This window comes from Amycolatopsis sp. NPDC059021 (assembly GCF_042739895.1).
Taxonomy (GTDB): Bacteria; Actinomycetota; Actinomycetes; order Mycobacteriales; family Pseudonocardiaceae; genus Amycolatopsis.
In genome coordinates this window covers 126,576-148,296 of sequence record NZ_JBHYIQ010000012.1, presented here as the reverse complement: position 1 = coordinate 148,296, position 21,721 = coordinate 126,576, and the positions used below count along the sequence as shown (strand labels likewise).

At 70.9% G+C, this 21,721-nt stretch carries 22 protein-coding genes and 2 pseudogenes; 11 read left to right on the top strand and 13 right to left on the bottom strand.

The window, feature by feature from the left end; genetic code table 11:
• Position 1: 1 nt before the first annotated feature.
• Both ACFWX1_RS09965 and ACFWX1_RS09960 read right to left on the bottom strand, forming a co-directional pair.
• Positions 2-628 (bottom strand): alpha-ketoglutarate-dependent dioxygenase AlkB family protein, encoded by a 627-nt coding sequence (locus ACFWX1_RS09965; protein ID WP_378385771.1) that lies wholly within the window; start codon positions 626-628, stop codon positions 2-4.
• Between the two features lie 51 nt (positions 629-679).
• Positions 680-1,420, bottom strand: coding sequence for an SDR family oxidoreductase (locus ACFWX1_RS09960; protein WP_378385770.1), 741 nt, complete (start codon positions 1,418-1,420; stop codon positions 680-682).
• Between the two features lie 59 nt (positions 1,421-1,479).
• On the opposite strand from ACFWX1_RS09960, the gene ACFWX1_RS09955 reads away from it, so the two are divergent.
• Positions 1,480-2,049, top strand: a complete 570-nt coding sequence (locus ACFWX1_RS09955) for a TetR/AcrR family transcriptional regulator (RefSeq protein ID WP_378385768.1) — start codon at positions 1,480-1,482, stop codon at positions 2,047-2,049.
• A 12-nt stretch (positions 2,050-2,061) separates the two neighbouring features.
• Here ACFWX1_RS09955 and ACFWX1_RS09950 read toward each other — a convergent pair whose 3' ends face one another.
• Positions 2,062-2,832: a CPBP family intramembrane glutamic endopeptidase gene (locus ACFWX1_RS09950; RefSeq protein WP_378385766.1), complete on the bottom strand. Its 771-nt coding sequence runs from the start codon at positions 2,830-2,832 to the stop codon at positions 2,062-2,064.
• A 308-nt stretch (positions 2,833-3,140) separates the two neighbouring features.
• Here ACFWX1_RS09950 and ACFWX1_RS09945 point away from each other — a divergent pair, with 308 nt between their 5' ends.
• On the top strand, positions 3,141-3,713 hold the full coding sequence (locus ACFWX1_RS09945; RefSeq protein ID WP_378338501.1) for a hypothetical protein: 573 nt from the start codon (positions 3,141-3,143) through the stop codon (positions 3,711-3,713).
• 33 nt (positions 3,714-3,746) lie between these two features.
• On the opposite strand, the gene ACFWX1_RS09940 is transcribed toward ACFWX1_RS09945, so the two are convergent.
• Both ACFWX1_RS09940 and ACFWX1_RS09935 read right to left on the bottom strand, forming a co-directional pair.
• Positions 3,747-4,685 (bottom strand): RluA family pseudouridine synthase, encoded by a 939-nt coding sequence (locus ACFWX1_RS09940; RefSeq protein WP_378385764.1) that lies wholly within the window; start codon positions 4,683-4,685, stop codon positions 3,747-3,749.
• Positions 4,686-4,713: 28 nt separating this feature from the next.
• The gene (locus ACFWX1_RS09935; RefSeq protein WP_378385762.1) at positions 4,714-5,103 is read right to left on the bottom strand and encodes a DUF5313 domain-containing protein; all 390 of its coding nucleotides are present in this window, start codon (positions 5,101-5,103) and stop codon (positions 4,714-4,716) included.
• A 122-nt stretch (positions 5,104-5,225) separates the two neighbouring features.
• Between ACFWX1_RS09935 and ACFWX1_RS09930 the strand changes: the two genes are divergently transcribed.
• The gene (locus ACFWX1_RS09930; RefSeq protein WP_378385760.1) at positions 5,226-5,669 is read left to right on the top strand and encodes a MarR family winged helix-turn-helix transcriptional regulator; all 444 of its coding nucleotides are present in this window, start codon (positions 5,226-5,228) and stop codon (positions 5,667-5,669) included.
• Position 5,670: 1 nt separating this feature from the next.
• Here the strand turns inward: ACFWX1_RS09930 and ACFWX1_RS09925 are convergent, their stop codons facing one another.
• Positions 5,671-6,423, bottom strand: a complete 753-nt coding sequence (locus ACFWX1_RS09925) for a thioesterase II family protein (protein WP_378385758.1) — start codon at positions 6,421-6,423, stop codon at positions 5,671-5,673.
• 136 nt (positions 6,424-6,559) lie between these two features.
• On the opposite strand from ACFWX1_RS09925, the gene ACFWX1_RS09920 reads away from it, so the two are divergent.
• Positions 6,560-7,441 (top strand): TIGR03854 family LLM class F420-dependent oxidoreductase, encoded by an 882-nt coding sequence (locus tag ACFWX1_RS09920; protein WP_378385790.1) that lies wholly within the window; start codon positions 6,560-6,562, stop codon positions 7,439-7,441.
• 4 nt (positions 7,442-7,445) lie between these two features.
• On the opposite strand, the gene ACFWX1_RS09915 is transcribed toward ACFWX1_RS09920, so the two are convergent.
• The 4 genes and pseudogenes from ACFWX1_RS09915 to ACFWX1_RS09900 all read right to left on the bottom strand — a co-directional run bounded on the left by ACFWX1_RS09915 (position 7,446) and on the right by ACFWX1_RS09900 (position 10,846).
• Positions 7,446-8,489: a cytochrome P450 gene (locus ACFWX1_RS09915; protein WP_378385756.1), complete on the bottom strand. Its 1,044-nt coding sequence runs from the start codon at positions 8,487-8,489 to the stop codon at positions 7,446-7,448.
• 63 nt (positions 8,490-8,552) lie between these two features.
• On the bottom strand, positions 8,553-8,663 hold the full coding sequence (locus ACFWX1_RS09910; protein WP_378385754.1) for a tryptorubin family RiPP precursor: 111 nt from the start codon (positions 8,661-8,663) through the stop codon (positions 8,553-8,555).
• 205 nt (positions 8,664-8,868) lie between these two features.
• Positions 8,869-8,995 (bottom strand): annotated as a pseudogene (locus tag ACFWX1_RS09905) (IS5/IS1182 family transposase); the annotation flags it as partial.
• A 321-nt stretch (positions 8,996-9,316) separates the two neighbouring features.
• On the bottom strand, positions 9,317-10,846 hold the full coding sequence (locus ACFWX1_RS09900; RefSeq protein WP_378385752.1) for an MDR family MFS transporter: 1,530 nt from the start codon (positions 10,844-10,846) through the stop codon (positions 9,317-9,319).
• 128 nt (positions 10,847-10,974) lie between these two features.
• Between ACFWX1_RS09900 and ACFWX1_RS09895 the strand changes: the two genes are divergently transcribed.
• From ACFWX1_RS09895 to ligD, 3 genes are all read left to right on the top strand, one after another.
• Entirely contained in the window at positions 10,975-12,141 is a 1,167-nt protein-coding gene (locus tag ACFWX1_RS09895) for a DUF1015 family protein (RefSeq protein WP_378385750.1), read from the top strand.
• Positions 12,142-12,580: 439 nt separating this feature from the next.
• Positions 12,581-13,669: an ATP-dependent DNA ligase gene (locus ACFWX1_RS09890; protein WP_378385748.1), complete on the top strand. Its 1,089-nt coding sequence runs from the start codon at positions 12,581-12,583 to the stop codon at positions 13,667-13,669.
• On the top strand, positions 13,662-14,666 hold the full coding sequence (ligD, locus tag ACFWX1_RS09885) for a non-homologous end-joining DNA ligase (protein ID WP_378385746.1): 1,005 nt from the start codon (positions 13,662-13,664) through the stop codon (positions 14,664-14,666). Before ACFWX1_RS09890 ends, ligD begins: the two co-directional genes overlap by 8 nt.
• Here the strand turns inward: ligD and ACFWX1_RS09880 are convergent.
• Both ACFWX1_RS09880 and ACFWX1_RS09875 read right to left on the bottom strand, forming a co-directional pair.
• Positions 14,663-14,941, bottom strand: coding sequence for a hypothetical protein (locus ACFWX1_RS09880; RefSeq protein WP_378385744.1), 279 nt, complete (start codon positions 14,939-14,941; stop codon positions 14,663-14,665). The genes ligD and ACFWX1_RS09880 overlap by 4 nt on opposite strands.
• 116 nt (positions 14,942-15,057) lie before the next feature.
• On the bottom strand, positions 15,058-16,095 hold the full coding sequence (locus ACFWX1_RS09875; RefSeq protein WP_378385742.1) for a CobW family GTP-binding protein: 1,038 nt from the start codon (positions 16,093-16,095) through the stop codon (positions 15,058-15,060).
• A 313-nt stretch (positions 16,096-16,408) separates the two neighbouring features.
• Between ACFWX1_RS09875 and ACFWX1_RS09870 the strand changes: the two genes are divergently transcribed.
• The 3 genes from ACFWX1_RS09870 to ACFWX1_RS09860 all read left to right on the top strand — a co-directional run bounded on the left by ACFWX1_RS09870 (position 16,409) and on the right by ACFWX1_RS09860 (position 19,525).
• Positions 16,409-17,545 carry a nitric oxide synthase oxygenase gene (locus ACFWX1_RS09870; protein WP_378385789.1) on the top strand — a complete coding sequence of 379 codons (1,137 nt, stop codon included), beginning with the start codon at positions 16,409-16,411 and terminating at the stop codon, positions 17,543-17,545.
• Between the two features lie 73 nt (positions 17,546-17,618).
• Positions 17,619-18,125, top strand: coding sequence for a flavodoxin domain-containing protein (locus ACFWX1_RS09865; RefSeq protein WP_378385740.1), 507 nt, complete (start codon positions 17,619-17,621; stop codon positions 18,123-18,125).
• Between the two features lie 191 nt (positions 18,126-18,316).
• Positions 18,317-19,525 (top strand): MFS transporter, encoded by a 1,209-nt coding sequence (locus ACFWX1_RS09860; protein ID WP_378385788.1) that lies wholly within the window; start codon positions 18,317-18,319, stop codon positions 19,523-19,525.
• 399 nt (positions 19,526-19,924) lie between these two features.
• On the opposite strand, the pseudogene ACFWX1_RS09855 reads toward ACFWX1_RS09860, so the two are convergent.
• Positions 19,925-20,119 (bottom strand): annotated as a pseudogene (locus tag ACFWX1_RS09855) (nucleotidyltransferase domain-containing protein); the annotation flags it as partial.
• 91 nt (positions 20,120-20,210) lie between these two features.
• Here ACFWX1_RS09855 and ACFWX1_RS09850 point away from each other — a divergent pair.
• Positions 20,211-21,599 (top strand): MDR family MFS transporter, encoded by a 1,389-nt coding sequence (locus tag ACFWX1_RS09850; RefSeq protein ID WP_378385738.1) that lies wholly within the window; start codon positions 20,211-20,213, stop codon positions 21,597-21,599.
• Positions 21,600-21,721: the final 122 nt, after the last annotated feature.

Here is a 21,721-nt window from a genome sequence, read left to right as displayed (position 1 = left end):
GCTACCGCACGCCGCGCGGGCGGAACTGGACGCTGATGCGCGGCCCGGCCGTCTTCGCGGTCTTCGGGATGGCGTGTTCCCAGGTGCGCTGGCACGAGCCGCCCATCACGATCAGATCGCCGTGCCCGAGCGCGTACCGGTGCGTTTCGCCGCCACCGCGCGGCCGCAGCGCGAGCTGCCGCGGCGCGCCGACCGACACGATCGCGACCATGGTGTCCTCGGTGCGGCCGCGGCCGAGGTCGTCCCCGTGCCAGGCGACGCTGTCCCGGCCGTCGCGGTAGTAGCAGAGCCCTGCGGTGCGGAACGGTTCGCCGAGTTCGTCCGCGTAGTGCGCGGACAGCGTGTCCCTCGCCTCGGCCAGGATCGGGTGGGGGAGCGGCGCCTGTTCGCCGTAGAAGCACAGCAGACGCGGCACCGCCACGACGCGGTCGTACATCCGGCGTCGTTCCGCCTGCCACGGCACGTCCTCGGCCAGCCGGTCGAAGAGCTGCTCGGCACCGGTCAGCCAGCCGGGCAGCACGTCGATCCACGCGCCGCGGCCGAGCGTGGTGCGGCGTGCGGGGGCCAGCGGCCCGAGGGTGATCGGGCCGGGCTCGTCGAACAGGGACGTCTGGAGCGGGTGGGCCATGGCCTCACTGTAACCGACGAATCGAATGTATGTTCGATCGGCGCGGATTGCTCAGCTCTGGCGGGTGGGCCGGATGGTCAGGTCTCCGATTTCGACGTCGTCGGGCTGGTCGATCGCGAACGCGATCGCCCGCGCCACCGCCGCGGGCTCGATACCGAGGTCGGCCATGTTCTTCCTGGCCTGCTCGCGCACGGCCGGATCGTCGACGGCGTTGTCGACGAGTTCGGTGCGGACGTAGCCCGGGGAGATCGACGTCGTCCGCAGGACGCCGTCGGTGCTCTCCTGGCGCAGGCCCTCCAGGAGCGTGCGGACCGCGTTCTTCGTCCCGGCGTAGACCGCCTGGGTGGGGACGATCTTCAGCCCGGCGGTCGAGACGACGGTGACGAGGTGACCGCTGCCCTGGCGGCGGAACACCGGCAGGGCGGCGGCGATCCCGTGCAGAATCCCTTTGACGTTCACGTCGACCATCGCCGACCAGCCTTCGACGTCCAGGTCGGCGACGGGGCCGATCCGGCTGATCCCGGCGTTGCCCACCAAGACGTCCAGGCGGCCGAAGCGCTCGACGGCGAGGGTGACGAGCGACTGCAGGTCGGCCGGCTCGGTGACGTCCACGCGCGTGGCGGCCGCCTCTCCGCCGGTGGCTTCGATCTCGCCGGCGAGCCGGTCCAGCCGGTCGGTGCGGCGGGCGCCGAGGACGACGGCGGCGCCGAGCGAGGCGAGGTGGCGGGCTGTCGCTTCGCCGATTCCGCTGCTGGCGCCGGTGATGGCGACGACCTTGCCATGGATGGTCATGAGGTGCCTCCGGTTAGAATGGACACATGTCCGGTTTCCCCGACCAGCTTAGCGGACACATGTCCGCTTCCGTCGAGAGCAGTGGGACGCGACGTGCCGACGCGCAGCGCAACCGTGAACGGATCCTGCGCGCGGCACGCGATCTCGTGCGTGAGCCGGGAGAGCTGAAGCTCAACGCGGTCGCGAAGGCCTGCGGCATCGGGCAGGGCACGCTGTACCGGCACTTCCCGACCCGTGAGGACCTGCTCGCCGAGGTGTATCGCGGTGAGGTGGAAGAGCTGGTCGCCGCGGCTCCGCGGCTGCTGGACACGCACCGGCCGCTGGACGCGCTGGCGGCGTGGTTCGACCGGGTGGCCGCCTACGCCCGGGTCAAGCGCGACGTGTTCGCCGCCGTCGAGGCGTCGACCTGGCATGACCTGGCCGCCCACAGCCTCGGCCCGATCGGGGAGGCGGTGGAACTGCTGCTGGCGGCGGGCCGCTCGGACGGCAGTGTCCGCGCCGACGCCGAAGCCCGCGACATCATCGTGCTCATCAGCTGGCTGTCGCGGCTGGACGACGCCGAACTCGACGCGCGAGGGCCGCGGTTGCTGTCGATCCTCGTCGACGGTCTCCGCGCATCTCGCCACTGATGCGAAGTTCCGTCAGCGAAGAACCAGAGTGAGGAACAGCGCGGCGATGACGACGCTGGACGCGGAGTGGACCGCGATGCCCAGCCAGGCACTGCGGAATCGCCGGGTGGGGTAGGCGAACAGGAGCGTGTGCGCGAGGAGACTGCGCGGGATCGACCACGGCTGGTGCAGGTGGTAGAGGCCGGTGAGGATCCCGTTGACGATCCAGTCCGCCCTGCCGAACGCTCCGCGCATCCGGGGCAGCAACAGGCCGCGGAACAGCAGTTCCTCGCCGAGGACGGTGGTGAACAGCAGCATGACGACCACGAGGGCGAACAATCCCCAGTTCCCGCTCAGGACCTCCCGGCCGCCGGGGGAGGTGAGCAGGGCGTTCAGATCGTGCCCGGCCGGTGCGGGAAAGCCGAGCGGAAGCAGTTGCAGCACCGCATATCCCGCCACGAACACCGGTACCCACCACCACATCCGGCCGCCGCGGCGCCCCGCGGTGTCCGTCGGCGCGCGCAGCCACAGTGCTTCCCGGACCACCCGCCAGCGCAGGCTGCGCTGCTCGACGGCGACCAGCACCACGACGAGGACGCATTGCCAGACCAGGCCCGCCGTCAGCGCGGCCACCAGTGCCGGGATCGTGTGCCGGTCCCCGGAACCGGATCCGGCCAGCGCGGGCGCGACCACCCAGGCGAGCAGGCCCATCGGCACCGCCGCCGCGGCCCACACCGCCAGCACCGCTGCCCGGGAGTACTGGCGCGGCGCCACGCCGGCCTGTTCGGGCACATCCACGCTCACGCCGGCTCCCCATGCCGCGGTGACCACGCTTCGGACTTCTCACGGTGGCCCCGTCGTCCGCCGGTGTCACTGCGGGACATCCCCGGCTTCGCCCTGAACTCTCCCCCTACGGGTCCGGGTGCCGGCGAAAGGCACTGGGGTTAAGCGAAAGAAGCCGTCCGGCCCCTTGTCGGCGTGCCGTGCGTCTCGTACAGTCTGCTCCCGGGTCCCGTCCGTGAATGGTCTGGACCCTTGACCACAAACCCGCCGCCCTGAGTCGTCCAGGAGGTTGGCACGTGCGCAAAAGGCTTCGCGCAGGCGGGGTTCTCATGGCGGTGATCGGTGGTCTGGCGGTGGGCGCCCCCGCGGCGTCGGCCCAGGTCGGCGGGGGCGGCTGGATCGCCGATTCGCCGTCCTACAGCACCCAGCAACGGGGCTGTGGCAAGGCTTCCGGCTCGACGTTCTCTCTGACCTGTTCGGACACCAGCGGCGATCAGCGCGCCGAACGCCGGTACGCGACCTACACCGGCGGCACGCACCAGTTCGAGGGTTACTTCAAGATCACCAGCATGGGTGGTTCGCGGATCAGTCTCAAACAGACCTTCCGCGACGCCCCCACCGCGGGCCCGTATTTCATGCTGGCCGTGGAAAAGGGCGGCAGGCTCTACGCCGTGCACGGCGGGGACACGATCGCCAGTGGTGCCACGGTCGGCACGTCCGTGCGGGTCAACACGATCAACCAGGTGGGCAAGAACCATCAGGTGTACATCAACGGCTCGCTGAAACAGACCGTGGACAGCCCGGACGGCAGCTACTACGACAAGTTCGGCACCTACCGCACGGCGAGCGGCGCGGGTCCGATCACCGCGGAGTGGAGCAACATCAGGTTCTGGCACAAGTGAGGCGAGCGAGGGAAGCGCGGGCGGCGCCGCCGGTCACGACGGTGGCGCCGCCCATTCCTCGAGCGACGTCCACGCGCGCAGTGCGAGGCCGCTGCTGAAGCGGCGGGGTTTCCCGCTCACCGGATCGTCGAATTCGAGCGTTTTCGCCAGTAGCTGCAACGGTCGAGTGAAATCGTCGAGCGGTGTTTCGGTGAGGTCCGGGTAGAACGTGTCGCCGAGGATCGGGACGCCGAGACCGTTCATGTGCACCCGGAGCTGGTGGGTACGGCCGGTCGCGGGCGTCAGCCGGTACCGGCCGAGCCCGTCTCGGTGCTCCAGCAGTTCGATGTAGGTCTCGGCGTTCGGCTCGCCCGGAATCTCTTGCGCGGCAAGGACTCCGCGTTCCTTGACGATCCGGCTGCGGACGGTCGCCGGCAGGCGCAGCGCGGGATCGTGCGGTGCGATCGCCTCGTATTCCTTGCGTACCTTGCGATCCCGGAACAGCGTCTGGTACGCGCCGCGGGTCTCCGGGGTGATCACGAACATCACCAGGCCCGCGGTGACCCGGTCCAGCCGGTGGGCGGGGCTCAGCTGAGGGAGGCCGAGTTCACGGCGCAGCCGCACGAGCGCGGTCTCCAGGATGTGCCGTCCGCGCGGGATGGTCGCGAGGAAATGCGGTTTGTCGACCACCAGCAGATGCTCGTCGCGGTGCACGACGGTGACGTCGAAGGGCACCGGGACCTCGTCGGGCAGGTCGCGGTGGAACCAGATGAACGTGCCGGGGGCGAACGGCGTGTCGACGCCGAGCGGCCCGTCCTGCCCGAAGATCCGTTCCTCGCGCAGCATCTGCTCGATGCGGTCCGGTTCGAGCCGGGGCAGCCGTTCGACGAGGTGCTCCAGCAGTGTCCGCCACGGGCCCTCGTCGGGCAGTTTGAGCCGGGCCGGGTCCAGCCCGTGGCGGGGCGGCAGCGGCGGGCGGAGCTTGCGTCTCATCGTGTGCCGACTCTAGCCGCCGCTGCTTTCAGCCCTGCCGGTAGCGGGCGACGTAGCGGGCCTTCGCTTCGGCGTCGGCGGCCTCGGCGAGTTCGGCTCGCCGCCGTCGGCCGGTGCCGTGCGGGAAGCCGTGCTTGGTGAGCCGGTGCTCGGCGCTTTCCTCCATGTAGGCGCAGGAATAGAAGTACGCGACGAGCGCGGCCATCAGCACCAGCGAAAGCCGGAGCGTGAGCGAACCCGGCAGCAGGAGCCACACCAGGCACAGCGGGGCGATCCCGACCGTGCTGCGGGCCACGTGACGCGCCTTCCAGTGCGGGCCGGTGATGTCGTGCAGCACCCAGGGCGCGTACTGCTCGGGCAGGCGGCCGCCCACCGCGTACCAGAACCAGCGGAACACGCTCGGTCGTGGCCGATCCATCGGGATCCTCCTCTCGCGACGGTTTCATAATACGCTAATAGTTAGCACACTAATCATTAGTGTTGCCAGAACCACGGTAGGGTGGGGCCGCAACACCGAAGACGAGAACCGAGAGGTACGTGGTGGCGGAGATCGACCTGGGTGAGGACCCGCTGAAGCTGGACCGGCAGGTGTGTTTCGCGCTGTCGGTGGCGTCGCGCAGCGTCATCGCCATCTACCGGCCGCTGCTGGAGCCCTACGGCCTGACCCACCCGCAGTACCTCGTGATGCTCGCGTTGTGGGAGCGGGAGCCGCGTTCGGTCAAGGAACTGGGCACGACGCTGCGGGCCGAGCCGGCGACGCTGTCACCGCTGCTGAAGCGGCTGGAGGCGATCGGGTACGTCACGCGGGGCCGGAGCCGTTCCGACGAGCGGCAGCTGACCGTCGAACTCACCGCGAAGGGGCGCGAACTCCGCAAGGAAGCGGAGAAAATTCCTTACCGCGTGGTGGAAACGCTCGGCATGGAGGTCGGTGAGCTGGAGGCGCTGCACACCGCGCTCACCCGCGTCATCGACGCGACCGCCTGAGCTACCGCGCGAGCGACCCGAGGGTCGAGGTGATCACGCCGCACACCGTGGCTTCGTGCTTCGCGAGGTAGAAGTGGTCACCAGGGTAGACGTGCCGGGTGAACGGCCCGGTCGTGTGCTCGCCCCAGCGGTCGAGGAGATCGACGTCGACGTGCGGGTCGGCGTCGCCGGTCAGCGCGACGAGCGGGCAGGTGAGGCCGGGCCCCTCCTGGTAGACGTAGGTCATCGCGGCGTGCCAGTCGTTGCGCAGCGCGGGCAGCACGAGCTGCAGGATCTCGGGGTGGTCGAGCACCTCGGGATCGGGGCCGCCGAGCGCCTTCGCGGCCGCGATGAGGTCCTCGTCGTTGTCGAACTTCCGCCCGTTCAACGGAAGGCGGGGTGCTCGCCTGCCGGACACGAACAGCGCCGCCACCCCGAGCCCGCGCTTGTCGAGCAGCCGCGCGGTCTCGAACGCGACGCTCGCGCCCATGCTGTGGCCGAAGAGCGCGGGCGGTGCGTCCAGTTCGGCGGCGAGGACGTCGGCGATGCGCTCCGCCATGCCCGGCACGTCCGGGATCAGCGGTTCGGAGAACCGGTCCTGCCTGCCGGGATACTGCACCGCGAGGACCTCGGCCGACGGGGCCAGCGTCATCGCCATGCCCCGGTAGAACCGCGCCACCCCACCGGCGTGCGGGAAGCACACCAGGCGGGTCCCGGCCTCCGGCGCGGGCACGTACCGGCGCAGCCACTTCGCGCTGTCGGCGGCAGCCGTCATCTTCGTCCCCCTGTCCCGAAACGTCTCGCCCATTGTGCCGAAGGCGCGCGCGGAATTCCGTCCGGCGTGGCGCGTTGCACCGTGCGGGGGCCGCGAGGGTCGCGGCATCGCGAAAGGAGCCTGCGACGTGGCGGAGCTGAAGATCAGGCTGGGGGTCGCGCCCGCGGCGGGCACCGGACCGGAGGGGTTCGCCGGGCTGGCGGAGGTGCTGGAGAAGGCCGGGGTCGATTCGCTCTGGCTGTCCGAGCTGATCTACTCGCCCGAGGTCGATCCGCTGATCGGGATGACCCACGCGCTGGCCCGCACGAGCAGGCTCAAGGTCGGCACCGGGGTCGCGATCCTGCCCGGCCGCCATCCCGTCCTGGTCGCGAAGCAGCTGCTCACGCTGGCCGGGCTCGCGCCGAAGCGGGTGCTGCCGGTGTTCGGCCTGCGCCCGGCGCGACCGTCCGAGCACGACCTCTTCCCGGTGCCCGCCGGCCGCCGCGCGGCGGTGTTCGACGAATCGCTGACGCTGCTCCGGGCGTTGCTGGAGCAGGACGAGGTGACGTTCTCGGGGGAGTTCTTCCAGGTCGACGGCGTCCGGCTAGGACCGCGTCCGGCCAAACGACTGGATGTGTGGCTCGGCGGTACCGCACCCGCAGCGCTGCGGCGCGCGGGCAGGCTCGCCGACGGGTGGCTGGGCAGTTTCCACACCCCCGAGCAGGCGCTGGCCGCGCGCCTGGCGATCCAGGAGGCCGCCGCCGAAGCGGGCCGGGAGATCGAGGAGGACCACTTCGGGCTCAGCATGGTCGTGGCGGCCAAGGGCAGGCCGGACGAGCTGACGGAGGTGGCCGCGCGCCGCCGTCCCGGCACCGATCCGGCCGAGCTGGTGCCGACGAGTTTCGCCGACGCGCGGCGGCTGATCGAGCGGCATATCGAGGCCGGGATCACGAAGTTCGTCATCCGGCCCGGGTACTCCGGCGACTACCGGTACTTCCTCGACGACTTCCTGACCGAGCTGGCGCCGCTGCAGAACTAGGCGGTCAGGGCCGGACCACGCGCACGTCCGACACCTCCAGCAGCCCGTCGAGGTGGACCCGGCCGCGGGTTTGCCGCGGGTCGACGGTGAGGTTGTCCCGGCGGGCGAGGTCGAGGAGGCGGGCCGCGAGCGGGAGGACCAGGTGGCGGCCCCAGCAGCGTTCGCTGACGTGGCCGAACGGGAGGTAGCCGGGGTGGCTGTCGGGGTCGAGGGTGCGCCAGCGGGACGGCCGGTACTCGTCCGGTGCCTCCCAGTGCGCCGGGTCGCGATGGCTCAGCAGGGTCAGGAGCAGCACGTCGTCGTCCGGCCCGATGCGCGGGTCGGCCTCGGCGAACTCGGGTGAGCGTGTGCGCAGGATGTTCCACGACGGCGGGAGCAGCCGGAGCGTCTCGTGCAGGACGTGCTCGGAGGGGGTGTCGTCGTCGAACGGAGCGCCGAGCCACATGGCGTTGGTGACCAGGGCCGCGACGGTGAAGCAGACCGGGCCCGCGACGCGACGGTAGAGGTACATCGCGAAGCGGCGTTCGGCGAAAGTGCCGGCCTCGAGCACCATTCGGGCCAAGGTGGACAGCGCCACCTCGGGAGCGGGGCGGCCGAACAACGCGGCGCCCGCCGCGACGGCCGACCAGGTGAGCTTCGGCGTGAGCTCCAGGCGACGGTCGACGAGCACGCGGAAACGCAGCCGTTCGCGCCCGAAGACGAGATCGTGCAGGTAGTTGTGCGGTACGTGCGGCCAGCCGCCGGTGAGGTCGGGCTCGCCGAGGGGCTTCTTGAGCGCCGCGCGGACATCGGCGCCCACCGCGCGCATCAGCGCGGCGGACTCGGGCCGGGTCACGGGGCGGCCCAGCACCGGTTTGAAGGTCGGCCGCTCCTCCGCTCCGGCGGGCCGGGCGCGGAGTACGGAATCCATCAGTTCGGCGCCGGCGACCCCCACGGTGTCCGATTCCAGCCGGAAGAAGGATTCTCCCCGGAAACGGTCGAAAAGGTCTTGCAATCGCGGCGCGAAAACGACTTTTCGCGTTTTGTTCCGGTCAACGGGAATGGTCACCGCGTGTCCTCCTCGACGTTCGGGGCGGCGAGCACGCCGCCGCCCCGAACGGGTTCCTGCGGGTCAGATCCAGCCGTACCAAGCGTAGGACTTGAGGCTCTTGGCGGGCAGGACCTTCTTCACGAGACGGACGAACTTCACCGGGAATCCTCCGATGCTCTCCGCGGCGGACACGCGATCACGTGCCCGGACCGAGATTAGCTCCGGGTTCGGCGCGAATTCAACGGGAATGGGAGTATTGTCAAAAAAATTAGTGACATTGGGGCAATATGTGTGCGGGCCATTGTTTGGGGAAACGCCGCCTGGTATGGCTGCGTGACCCGCATGGTGCGGCGCGGGCCAAGGGGTGTCTCGTAACTGGTGTTGTGGTTGGCGGGCTTGGTGTCGAGGTCCTCTTTCGACTCCGGAAGTTCGCTGCCGTCACCTGGCTTGCGGTACGGCATGATCACCTCCGGGTTGCCCTGATATCCACCGTCGGCCCTCACGGGGCGGCCCGCGAGAGTTTCAGTTCGGGCGGCGTCCCGCAGGCGCCACCCGAACGGTTCCCGCAGGTCACATCAGTAGTACACAGCGTAGAACTTGAGGCTCCTGGCAGGCAGGACCTTCTGCACAAGGCGAACGAACTTCATCGTGAATCCTCCGATGGTCTCACCAAAGACACGCGATGCGTGTCCTTGGTGACGCTAGATCCGAGTTCGTCGCGGATTCAAGGGAGACGAGTCCGGCGTCCACAACCTGGCTGTGCGGAGACAGTGTTTCGTGCGCGCCATTGTTTTCGGAAACGTCGTCGGGTATACGTCCTGCCCTGTGTATCGCCAGGCGCGATACTAGTGCCGCTCGTCGAAGGTGAGCTGCTTGGTGCGTCGCGGCATCAGCAGCAGCGCGAACACGATCAGTGCACCGACGGCGACGAGCGCGAGGAACACGTGGTGGGTCGCGTCGGCGAGCGCGCCGCGGACGTACCCGGCTGCGGGGGAGTTCCCGGCGTGGCCGCCCAGTACCAGGCTCGTGGCGTCCACACTGGACGGCAGGTGCCCGGCGACGTCGGCGGGCGGATGGGCGAAGCGCGAAGCGAGGGTGGCGTTGGCGATCGCGCCGAACACCGCCGCGCCGACCGCGCTGCCCAGTGAGCGGCTGAACATGTTCGTCGCGGTCACCACTCCGCGGCGGTCCCAGCCGACGGTGGACTGCACGGCGACGACGGTCGGGCTTGAGCAGAGGCCGAGCCCGATGCCGAGCACGAACGCGGAGCCCGCGGCCAGCCAGATCGACGAATCCGCGTCGAGGAGGGTCGTCAGGACGACGCCCGCGATGACGAAGACGCTGCCGATCAGCGCGGTGTCGCGGAAGCCGATGCGCATGTAGATCCGGCCGGACAGCGACGCGGCGATCGGCCAGCCGATGGTGAGCGCGGCGAGCGCGAACCCGGCGACGAGCGCGCCCTTGCCGAGCACGCCCTCGGCGTAGGTCGGCAGGTAGGAGCTGAGCCCCATCATGACCGCGCCGACGACCACGGCGACGAGGTTGCCGCCGATGAGGGTGCGGCGGGTGAACACCCACAGCGGCAGCACGGGTTCGGCGGCGCGGCGTTCGACCAGGACGAACACGGCGAGCAGCACGATCCCGGCGCCGAAGATCGCCAGGCTCGGGACCGAGGCCCAGCCCCACGCGACGCCGCCTTCGAGCAGGCCGAGGATGATCAGGGAGCAGGCGGCGGTCAGCAGCGCGGCGCCGGGGTAGTCGATGCGGCGCTCGCGGCGTTCCACCTTCTCGGTGAAGTTCCGGTACAGCATCCACGCCGCGGCGGCGCCGAGCGGCAGGTTGATGAAGAAGATCCAGCGCCAGTCGAGGTACTCGGCGAACACCCCGCCCAGCGTCGGCCCGACCACGGAGGCGACGGCCCAGACGCCGGCCACGTAGCCCTGCACCCTGGCGCGTTCCTCGACGGTGTAGAGGTCGCCGACGATGGTCATGCTCATCGGCTGGACCGCGCCGGCGCCGATGCCCTGCACCGCGCGGGCGGCGATGAGCACCGGCATGCTCCACGCGGCGCCGCACAGCACGGAGCCGAGCAGGAACGTCGCGATGCCGAAGAACATCACCGGACGGCGGCCCAGCACGTCGGCGAACTTGCCGTAGAGCGGGACGGTGACGGCCTGGGTGAGGAGGTAGATCGAGAACAGCCAGGGGAACTGGGAGAACCCGCCGAGGTCGCTGACCACCGACGGGACCGCGGTGGCGATGATGGTGCTGTCCAGCGCGACGAGACCGGTGCTCAGCATGACGGAGGCGAGGACGGGGCCGCGCTCCGAACGGAGACCGACCGCCTTCCTGGTGGCAGGGGCCTCGGTGGTCATCGGCGATGCGCTCCTCGGAGTGGCCATGGCTGGACTAACTACTTTGGCTAAGCAAGCATTCCATGGGACACCCGGTTGGCGGCACTGATTTATCGGCAGGGCTCCGGTCGCGTCGCCAAGATGGAGGGATGCTTACTTGGGTGCGGGCGATCGGGCGGGGCTGGGTCGTGCGGGACGGGGTGCCCGGTCCGGACGTCGACGAATTCGCCGAACCGGACCGGGTGGTCGCCGCGCTCGCCGGGCCGGACGCGGCGGGGGACACGCTGCTGGCGGTCCAGCACCCGGCGCGGACCCCGCCCGCGCTGGCGCACGGGCACACCGTGGCGGAGGCCCTTCCCGTGGCGCGGGCGGCGCTGAAGCGGCTGATCGCCGAACACTACGTGCCGATGTCCGATTTCGTGGCGCTGTACCGGATCGAGGGGCCGGACGGGGCCGCGGCGGGGGTGCTGTGCCTGGTGGATCCGGCGGAGGTGGGCGCGGACGGGCTGGCGAGGGTCCGGCACACCGAGGAGGTCTACCCCGAGGTCGTGGCGGAACGGGCCGCGATGCTCGCCGGGCTCGGCTGTGCGACCAGCGCGGCCATGCTGGTCCCGGCCTCGGGCGGTGCCGAGCTGACCGCGCGGGTGGAGTGGGCGTGCGCGTCGCTCGGCTCGCCTCGTCTGTCCACTTCGGACCAGACGGGCCGGCGGCACGAGCTGTGGGTCGTGCCCGGCGGTGCGGTGCAGGAGTATCTGCTGGCCTCGATCGACGCCGCGGATCTGCTGGTGGCGGACGGCAACCACCGGGTCGCCGCGGCGAGGGAGGCCGGCCGGGGCGCGTTGCTCGCGCTGGTGACCGCCGGGCCGCGGCTGGAGATCGGCGCGATCCACCGGGTGCTCGCCGGCACCGGTCTCGACGTGGCGGCGCTGGCCGCGCGGTGGCGTGCGGCCGGTCTCGACGTCCATCCGTCGGACGGGGCCGCGCCGTCGTCCTCCGGTGCCGTGGTGGCGGCCGGGGGCGGGACGGCGGTGCGGGTGACGTTGCCGGTGCCCGGCGGGGCGGGGCCGGTGATCGACCACGACGTCGTCGAGCGGGTGCTGATCCGCGAGGCGCTGGGCGTGGACCCGGACGGCCCCTCGGTCCGGCCGCTGCCCGCGGGACGCCCGGTACCACCGGACGCCGACGTCGTGCTGTTGCTGGCCCCGGTGCCCTTCGCCGACGTCCTCGCCGTGCACGCCGCCAACCGCCGGATGCCCCGCAAAGCCACCTACTTCACCCCGAAACCCCGCAGCGGCCTAGTCCTCGCCGACCTCTAACGCGCCCCTTCTCCTCGCGCCCGGATGCCGTTAAGGACTCCTTAACGGCACGTCCCCGGGAGTACGTGTCGCGGGGCGGCTCGGGTGCCGCGGAGCGGGCTGGCCGGTTTCCGTCGGTCCCCGTCCGTACTGTGTCGGGTAGGGGACCTCGGGGTGTCCTGAATCTTCCGTTCATTCCTTCAGCGTGTCCCGAACGACGCGTAAGGGACGCTCAACGTCTCGAACGGAGCGTTCGCGACGCGGGGCTCGGGTGCCGCGCGCCGAGGGGCGCCCTTGTCACACCACGGCCGCCCCGCGCGTGCAACCCACGTCGTGAAGGACCCCTTCACGGCGCTCAACGCCGGTAAGGAGGCCTTCACGGCCGCGAGGCCGCCACCTCCGAGCGCGGCCGGGAGCGGAAGTCCCAGCGCACGGGCGTGCGGCGGCTTAGGATCGGGGCGTGGATCTGCCCGTCATGCCGCCGGTGCGGCCGATGCTGGCCAAGGCCGTGCACGAGGTGCCTCGCGCGGCCGGGCTCAGCTACGAGCCCAAATGGGACGGTTTCCGCTGCGTCGTGTTCCGGGACGGCGACGAGATCGAGCTGGGGTCCCGCAACGACCGGCCGCTCACGCGGTACTTCCCGGAGCTGGTGGAGCTGCTGGCCGCCGCGCTCCCGCCCCGCTGCGTCGTCGACGGCGAGGTCGTCCTGGTGACGCCGGGCGGGCTGGACTTCGAGGCGTTGCAGCTGCGGCTGCATCCGGCCGCGTCGCGGGTGCGGAAGCTGGCCGCCGAGACCCCGGCGAGTTTCATCGCGTTCGACCTGCTGGCGCTCGGGGACCGGGACCTGACCGGGGAGCCGTTCCGCGAACGCCGCCGCGCGCTGGAAGGCGTCCTCGCCCACGATCCGGACGGCGAGCTGCAGCGGGTGCACCTCACCCCGCTCACCGACGACCCCGATCTCGCGCAGGACTGGTTCACCCGCTTCGAGGGCGCGGGGTTCGACGGCGTGATGGCCAAACCCGCCGACCTGCCGTACGAGCAGGACAAACGTGTCATGTGGAAGGTCAAGCACGAGCGCACGGCGGACTGCGTGGTGGCCGGGTTCCGCTGGCACAAGGACGGCGAGAGCGTCGGTTCACTGCTGCTGGGCCTGTTCGACGACGCGGGCACACTGCACCACGTCGGCGTCGCCAGCAGTTTCACCGCGGCGCGGCGCCGTGAGCTGGTCGACGAGCTGAAACCGTTGCGGGAGAACGCGCTCGAAGGCCACCCCTGGCGCACCTGGGCCGAATACGAACCGGACCCCGGCCGCAAGCCCGGCGCGATGAGCCGGTGGGCGCCGCAGAAGGATCTGTCCTGGGAGCCGCTGCGGCCCGAGTGGGTGGCCGAAGTGCGCTACGAACACCTGCAGGGCGGCCGGTTCCGGCACGGCGGGCGGCTGGTCCGGTTCCGGCCGGATCGCGAACCCGGGTCGTGTACCTACGCCCAGCTGGACGAGGCGCCGCCCGCCGAGCTGGCGAAATTGTTCGGGGAGGCACGCGGTGAGTGACGCGATGATGCTCGACGTCGACGGCGTCGAGGTGAAGATCACCAGTCCGGACAAGGTGTACTTCCCGCAGCGCGGCGAGACGAAGCTCGACCTCGTCCGCTACTACCAGGCCGTCGCGGGCCCGCTGCTCGACCGGCTCCGCGACCGCCCGCTGCTGCTGGAGCGCTATCCGGACGGCGCGGGCGGCAAGAACTGGTTCCAGAAGCGTGTGCCGAAGGGCGCGCCGCCCTGGTTGAGCACCACGGTCGTGTCGACGCCGAACGGCACGACGAGCGACGCGCTGGTCGCGAAGGACCTGGCGCACATCCTCTGGGCGGTCAACCTGGGCTGCCTCGGTTTCCACGTCTGGCCGTTCCGCGCGAGCACGCCGGAGGTGACCGACGAACTGCGCGTCGACCTCGACCCGTCGCCGGGCATCGGCTTCGAGCAGCTGCGCGAGGCAGCCGGGCTGACCAGGGAGTTCCTCGACGAGCTGGGGATCGAGGCGCGGATCAAGACGTCCGGTTCGCGTGGTCTGCACCTCTACGTCATGCTCGAACCGCGCTGGGACAGCTACGAGGTGCGGGCCGCCGCCGTCGCGCTCGCCCGCGCGCTGGAGCGCCGCCATCCGGAGCGGATCACCGCCCAGTGGTGGAAGGAGGAACGCGGCGCGCGGGTGTTCGTCGACTTCAACCAGAACGCGCCGCACAAGACGGTCTTCGGCGCGTGGTGCGTGCGGCCGAGGACCGGCGGGCAGGTGTCGACGCCGATCGGCTGGGATGAACTGGACACCGTCGCGCCGGACGAGCTGACGCTGAGCACCGTGCCCGCACGCGTGGCCGGACGCGGCGATCCGTGGGCGGGCGCCGGGGACCGTCCACAGTCGATCGAACCGTTGCTGGAGATGTCGCGCAAGGATATGGCCGACGGCCTGATGGACGCGCCGTGGCCGCCGGTGTATCCCAAGCAGCCCAACGAACCGCCGCGTGTGGCGCCGAGCCGCGCGAAGAAGGACTAACCGAGCGGCAGGTCGAACGAGAGCTGCCCGGCCTGCCCGCGCGTGCACGCCGGGGGAGCGGGCAGGGCCGACACGCAGGCGGGGCACGGGGCCACGTCGGACTCGGTGAGATCCACCGGTGTCCAGCTGCGGGATTCGCGGTCGCCGCAGGCCGAACGCCGGTAGCGCAGGTCCTCGGACCGGGTCATCAGGTGTGCGACCGGGTGCTCGTCGGGCAGCGCGCCGACGAGGTACCAGCGGGGCGTGCCGGTGATCGGGGTTCGGGTACTCGCCATGGAACTCCTCCGGGGAGGCCGGTTCGACTCGTACATCGTTCGCCGCGTCCCAGTGTCCGTCGTGGACTCCGGATTTCCGCGCGTTTGCCCCGCTTCGGCGTGTCAGGCTTGACGGCTCAGGCGGATTCTTCGACGTAGCGCAGGACGTGCAGCATGCCGCGCTCGTCGACGGCGTCCGCGTCCTCCGCCCGGCATTCGGTGAGTGCGGAGTGGACGGTCCCGGTGTCCATTCCGGACCCGATGAGCACGAGTTCGGTGCGGCGCGGGCGATCCGCGGGCCAGCCGGAGCGGTCGAACTGCACGAAAGCGCCGACGGTGTGCAGCCCGAACCGCGACCGGGTGCCGTTCGGCCCGAAGTCGAGGTGGCCCTTGATGCGGTAGATCCCGGCGGGACGCCGTTCCAGGAACTCGATGAACTTCCGCGGCGCCAGCGGTTGCTCGCTGGTGAACGTGACGCTCTGGTACGCCGCGTGCAGGTGCTCGGAATGGTCGTCGCCGTGCTCGTGCGCGTCCATCGCGCGCAGGTCGTCGAACGACAGCTGCCCGGCGCGTTCGCGGGGTCCGGGGTCGAAGAACAGGGTCGGGTCGACGCGCCCGTGCGAGGTGGTCAGGACCGGGATCCGCGGCGCCAGTTCCTCGACGGTGCCGGTCACCTTGGCCAGTTCGCCGGCCTCGACGCGGTCGGCCTTGTTGAGCACCACCAGATCGGCGACGCGCAGGTGCTCGGCGAGTTCGGGATGCCGTTCGCGGGCGGCCTCGAACTCGGCGGCGTCCACGACCTCGACCAGCCCGCCGTAGCGGATGCCGGGGTTCTCGCTGGCGATCATCAGCCGGATCAGGTCCCGCGGCTCGGCGATCCCGCTGGCCTCGACCACGATGACGTCGATCCCGGCCTCGGCGTCGGAAAGCCGCCCGAGCATCGCGTCGAGCCCGCTCGCGTCGACGGCGCAGCACAGGCAGCCGTTGCCGAGCGAGACCATGGTGTCGACCTGCCCGGCGACCGCGAGCGCGTCGACGTTGACACTGCCGAAGTCGTTGACCACTACGCCGATCCGCACGCCCTGGCGGTTGGCGAGCAGATGGTTGAGCAGGGTCGTCTTGCCCGCGCCGAGAAAACCGGCGACGAGGACCACGGGGATCCGCTTCGTACTCACCGGCCGTCCTTTCGCGTCGCCGTCACCGTGCCGACGACTTTAGCCGCGCACGGCGCTGGGCCGCTCGAGGCCCGCCGGGCGCCGCCGGAAAGGTGAACCGGATCACGAGCGGGGAATCACCGCCTCCCGGCGTGGAAAAGTGATTGTTTTTCGCCGGGGTGTATTCGGCTCAACGACAATTCGTGGTGACCGCGTTCGGCGGAGTGCTGTTCCGTCCGGTCGCGGGGTACTCTTCGCCGTCTGGCCGGATTTCCCCAGTACGACAAGGGTTCTCGGATTCGGAGAGTGGTCGGGTGTGACGACGACGGCGTCCATGCGGGTGACAACGGAACAGGTGACCGGCCGGCGGGAGAAAAACGGCGAACGCGCCGTGGAATTCGCCGAGGCGGAGGAATTCGTCCGGCAGTGCCAGGCCGAAGGGGTGTGCTCCGGCGAGCGGCCGGCGCGCAGGCTGGCCCGGATCCGCGCCGAGATCGAGCGGACCGGGACCTACCGGCACACCACGGCCGAGCTGACGTTCGGCGCCAGGGTCGCCTGGCGCAACGCGGCCCGCTGCATCGGCAGGCTGTACTGGCGCGGGCTGCGGATCCGGGACCGGCGGGACGTCTCGAGCGCGGCCGCGATCGCCCGGGAATGCGTACTCCACCTGCGCGAGGCCACCCGCGGCGGGCGGATCCGGCCCACCGTGACCGTGTTCGCCCCCGACACCCCGGCCGCGCCGGGCCCGCGGATCCACAACGAGCAGCTGATCCGCTACGCCGGGTACGAACTCGACGACGGTTCGGTGCTCGGCGACCCGCGCTACACGGCGTTCACCGAGCGGGTCCGCGCACGCGGCTGGCGCCCGCCCCGGCGCCGGGGCGCGTTCGACGTCCTGCCGCTGCTCGTCGAATCGGCGCCCGGCGAACCACGGCTGTTCACCTTGCCGCGGGACGCGGTGCTGGAGGTGCCGTTGCGGCATCCCGACCACGCGTGGTTCGCGAACCTGGGCCTGCGCTGGCACGCGGTGCCCGCGATCAGCGACATGCCGCTGGTCATCGGGGGCGTCCGCTACCCGGCCGCCCCGTTCAACGGCTGGTACCTGGGCACCGAGGTCGGCGCGCGTAACCTCGCCGACGCCGGCCGCTACGACCTGCTGCCCGCGATCGCGAAGCTGATGGGCCTGTCCACCGCGTCGGAACGCACGTTGTGGCGGGACCGGGCCCTGGTGGAACTGACACTGGCGGTCCAGTACTCGTTCGACGAGGCCGGGGTCACCGTCGCCGACCACCACACCGAGTCGCGGCGGTTCCTCGACCACCTCGCGCGGGAGGAACGCGCGGGCCGCCGCTGCCGGGCCGACTGGAGCTGGATCGTCCCGCCGTTGTCCGGTGGACAGACAGTAGTGTTCCACCGCTACTACGACGAACCGGATCCGGCGCAGCGGCCGGCGTTCGTCCCGCCCGGCTGATTCCGGGCGTCCGATCGGCGGATTGACTCGTGTGGGGCACGCGCGGACGCACCACACGAGGGACACTGTGAGTATGACCGCGGTCCTCGTCGCCTACGCCGGCAAGACCGGCGGCACCCGGGAAATCGCCGAGGTGATCGCCGTCGTGCTGCGCGAGCACGGCCTCGACGCGCGGGTGCGGGACGCCGCGGACGTCACCGGGGTGGAGGAGTACTCGGCGGTCGTGCTCGGCAGCGCGCTGTATTTCCACCGCTGGCGTCCCGAGGCGGTGCGGCTGCTGGAGCACAACGTCGAGGCGCTCACCCGGCGCCCGGTGTGGTTGTTCCACAGCGGGCCGTGCGGGCCCGGCGCGAGCACCGCCAGGGTCAGCCTGCCCGCGCGGGTCGCGCTGCTCGCCGCCCGGATCGACGCCGAGCGCACGGCGACGTTCGGCGGCCGCCTCGATCCCGGCAGGGCACGCGGGATCGTGGCGCGGCTGCTGTCCTCCGGCCGCATGGCGGGCGACTTCCGGGACTGGGACCGCATCCGCGCGTGGGCGCGCGACGTCGGCCGCCGGGTGCGCACGCGCGTCCCGTTGTGACGGATTTGCCTTGTCCTACCGGTATTTCCGGTGATCGGCAAGATCTTGCCCCTGGCTCGCGACCGGTGTAGACCAGGCCGGGAGGAACCGGCGGCGAACGGGGGCCTGGCGTGGCGAAGACGGAGACCTCCCGGCGGCCGTTGACCCCGGATCAGCGCAACTCCTTCCTCGCCGCCCTGCTCGGCTGGAGCATGGATTCCTTCGACTACTTCCTGGTCGTGTTCGTGCTGGCCGACATCGCGAAGGACCGCTCGTTCGGCGCGAGCGCGACCCAGCTCGCGTTCATCACCACCGCGACACTGGTGATGCGGCCGGTCGGGGCGCTGCTGTTCGGGCTGTGGGCCGATCGGGTCGGCCGCCGCGTCCCGCTCATCGTGGACGTGCTCCTCTACTCCGTCGCCGGGGTGCTGTGCGCGATCGCGCCCAACTACACCGTGCTGCTGCTCCTGCGGTTCGTCTACGGCGTCGGCATGGGCGGCGAATGGGGGCTCGGCGCGGCGCTGGCGATGGAGAAGATCCCGGTGGCACGGCGCGGATTCTTCTCGGGACTGCTCCAGGTGGGTTACTCGTTCGGCTATCTGCTCGCCGCGCTCGCCTATCTGCTGTTCCATTCGGCGCTGGACCTGCACTGGCGGTGGATCTTCGTGCTGAGCATCCTGCCCGCGCTGATCAGCCTGCTGATCCGGGCGCGGGTGCGGGAATCGGAGGTGTGGGAGGCCACGCGGGAGAAGCTGCGCGTGACGCGCACGTCGGTGAAGGACATCCTGCTCGACCCGAAGGTGATCCGCCGGTTCTTCTACCTCATCCTGCTGATGACCGCGTTCAACTGGATGAGCCACGGCACGCAGGACGTCTACCCCGGCTTCCTCAAGGCACACGAACACGGCGGCGCCGGGCTGGCCGCGTCGACCAGCACGTGGATCGCGGTGCTGTACAACATCGGCGCGATCATCGGCGGGGTGACCTTCGGCGCCCTGTCCGAACGGCTCGGCAGGCGCCGCACCATCGTGCTCACCTCGCTGCTGGCACTGCCGATCGTGCCGATCTTCGCGTTCGACCACGGCGCCGGGATGCTCGCGCTCGGCTCGTTCCTGATGCAGATCATGGTCCAGGGCGCGTGGGGCGTGATCCCCGCCCATCTGACCGAGATGTCCCCGGACGCGATCCGCGGGTTCTATCCCGGGGTCACCTATCAGCTGGGCAATCTGCTCGCCGCGCTGAACCTGCCGATCCAGCAGGCCATCGCCGAGTCCCACGGCTATTCCGCCGCTCTACTGTGGACGGTCGTGCCGACGCTGCTCCTGGTGGTGGTGCTGACCGCGCTCGGCAAGGAGGCCAAGGGGATCCGGTTCGGCGGCGAGGCCGTCGCGACCGCCCCGGCGAGCGGTGCGAAGAGCTGAGCGCCACGGGTGCGTCTCGCCGTAGGTCGTCGCGATGGCGTCGTCGAGCCAGCGACGCCGGACGTCGTCGAGCAGCGGGAGCACGGCGGCGAAATCCGTTTCGTCCTTGGGACGCGGGTGCGCGGCCTTGTAAAAGAGTTGAATCTCCGGTGTGAGGTAGGGCAGGCTGTCGCGCAGTCCGATCTCACCGATTCGGCGGCGTAACCGGGGATTTCGCCGCGAAACCCAGTCGTCGCCGTCGTTTTCGTCGAGCATGATCTGGATCCGCCACGGACTCGTGGCGTCGGGGCGGCACCAGACGTCGTGCACGGCCGCGGGCAGGATCTCGCCCGGCCGCCACGGGCGCAGGACGCCGGGCGGGTCGGCCGCCCACCACTGCCAGCCGCCGAGCACGGTCTGGACGGCGAGCTGGTCGCGGCGCAGGACGAGCACGTCGAGATCGCCGTGCTCGCGCAGTCGCCGTCCGGCGAACAGTTCGAGCGCGTAACCACCGGCGATCCACCACGGGACTCCGCCCGCGCGGAACAGCTCCGCGGCCTCGGCGGGGCTCGCCGGAGCCCAGACGCCCCACGGTTCGCGGATCTCCTCGGGCATGCGGGCTCCTCCTGTGGCCGGCGGTTGACTTGAAGGGTACTTGAAGTTTTAGCGTCGGCACCGGAAAACACCGAGGGGGAAGGAGAACGCCGTGGTCGTGACGGCGGAAGAAATACCGGCGATGACGCCGCGGTTGTGGCGGATCTGCTGGGTGATCGTGTTCGGCGCCTTCGCCGGCATGCTCGACACCACCGTGGTCAACGTCGGCGTCGACACCCTCGTCCGCGATCTCGGCACCGGGCTCGGCGCGGTCCAGTGGGTGTTCACCGCCTACCTGATCGCGCTCGCGGTGTCGCTGCCGGTGTGCGGCTGGCTCAGCCGCCGGTTCGGCGCCGGACGGCTGTGGCTGCTGTCGCTGGTGGCGTTCACCGTCGCGTCGGGACTGTGCGCGCTCGCCGGGAACATCGGCTGGCTCATCGCGTTGCGGGTGGTGCAGGGACTCGCGGCCGGGCTGATGCTGCCCGCGGGCCAGACCGTGCTCGGCGAGGTCGCCGGGCCGGCGCGGCTGGGCAGGGTGATGGCCACGCTGGGCATCGTCGTGAGCCTCGGCCCGGCGATCGGCCCGCTCACCGGCGGCCTGATCCTGCACTCGCTGAGCTGGCCGTGGCTGTTCCTGATCAACCTGCCGATCGGGGTGGCCGGGATCCTGCTCGGTCTGCGGTATGTGCCGAGGGGCGAGCGCGGGACCGCGCACCGGCCGGACGGCGTCGGCTACCTGCTGGTCGGCACCGGGATTCCCGCGGTGATCTACGCGGCGACGGCGTGGGGCGAGACCGGGACGCTCACGGCGCCCCGCGTGTCCGTCCCCGCGCTGGCCGGGATCGCCCTGCTCGTGGCGTTCTGTGTGCGCACGCGACGTCGTGAGCACCCGCTGCTGGATCTCGGGCTGTTCCGGAACCGGACGTTCGCGGTCGCCGCGGCGACGACGTTCTTCGCCGGGCCCGCGATGTTCGGCGGGATGTTCCTGCTGCCGCTGTACTTCCAGCTGCTGGGCGGCAGCGACGTCGTCACCACCGGGCTGCTGATGATCGGCCTCGGCGCCGGGTCGGCGATCGCGCTGCCGTTCGCCGGGCGGCTCACCGACCGGTACGGCGGCGGGCTCGTGGCGCTGTGGGGGAGTGTGGCCACGCTCGCGGTCACGGTGCCGTTCGCGGTGGCGGACCTGCCGGCCGACGGCGTGTTCGTCCAGGTTCTGCTGGTGCTGCGGGGGATGGCCTCGGCGTTCCTGATGATGCCGGTCGGCACGGTCGCCTACGCCGCGGTGACCCGCGCCCAACTGCCCGACGTCACGGCCCAGATCAACATCGTGATGCGGGTCGGCGGCGCGGTCGGGACGGCGTTGTTCGCGGTGGTCCTGGCCAAGGCGCTGCCCTACGGTCCCGCGACGGCGTTCCGGACGGCCTTCGCCTGGCTCACCGGCTGCAGCGTCGCCGCCGTCGCGCTGACCGCCTGGCTGTGGCGGGTGCGCCGGGCCGGGTAAGCCGTGAAGGCCTCCTTCACAGCGCTCAACGCAGTTTGTGAGGCCGTCACCGGCCCCCGCCACAAAAGAGAATTGCACGGGGGCATGTGGGGGGGGAATGGGGTGGCCCCCGGGGGCCCGCC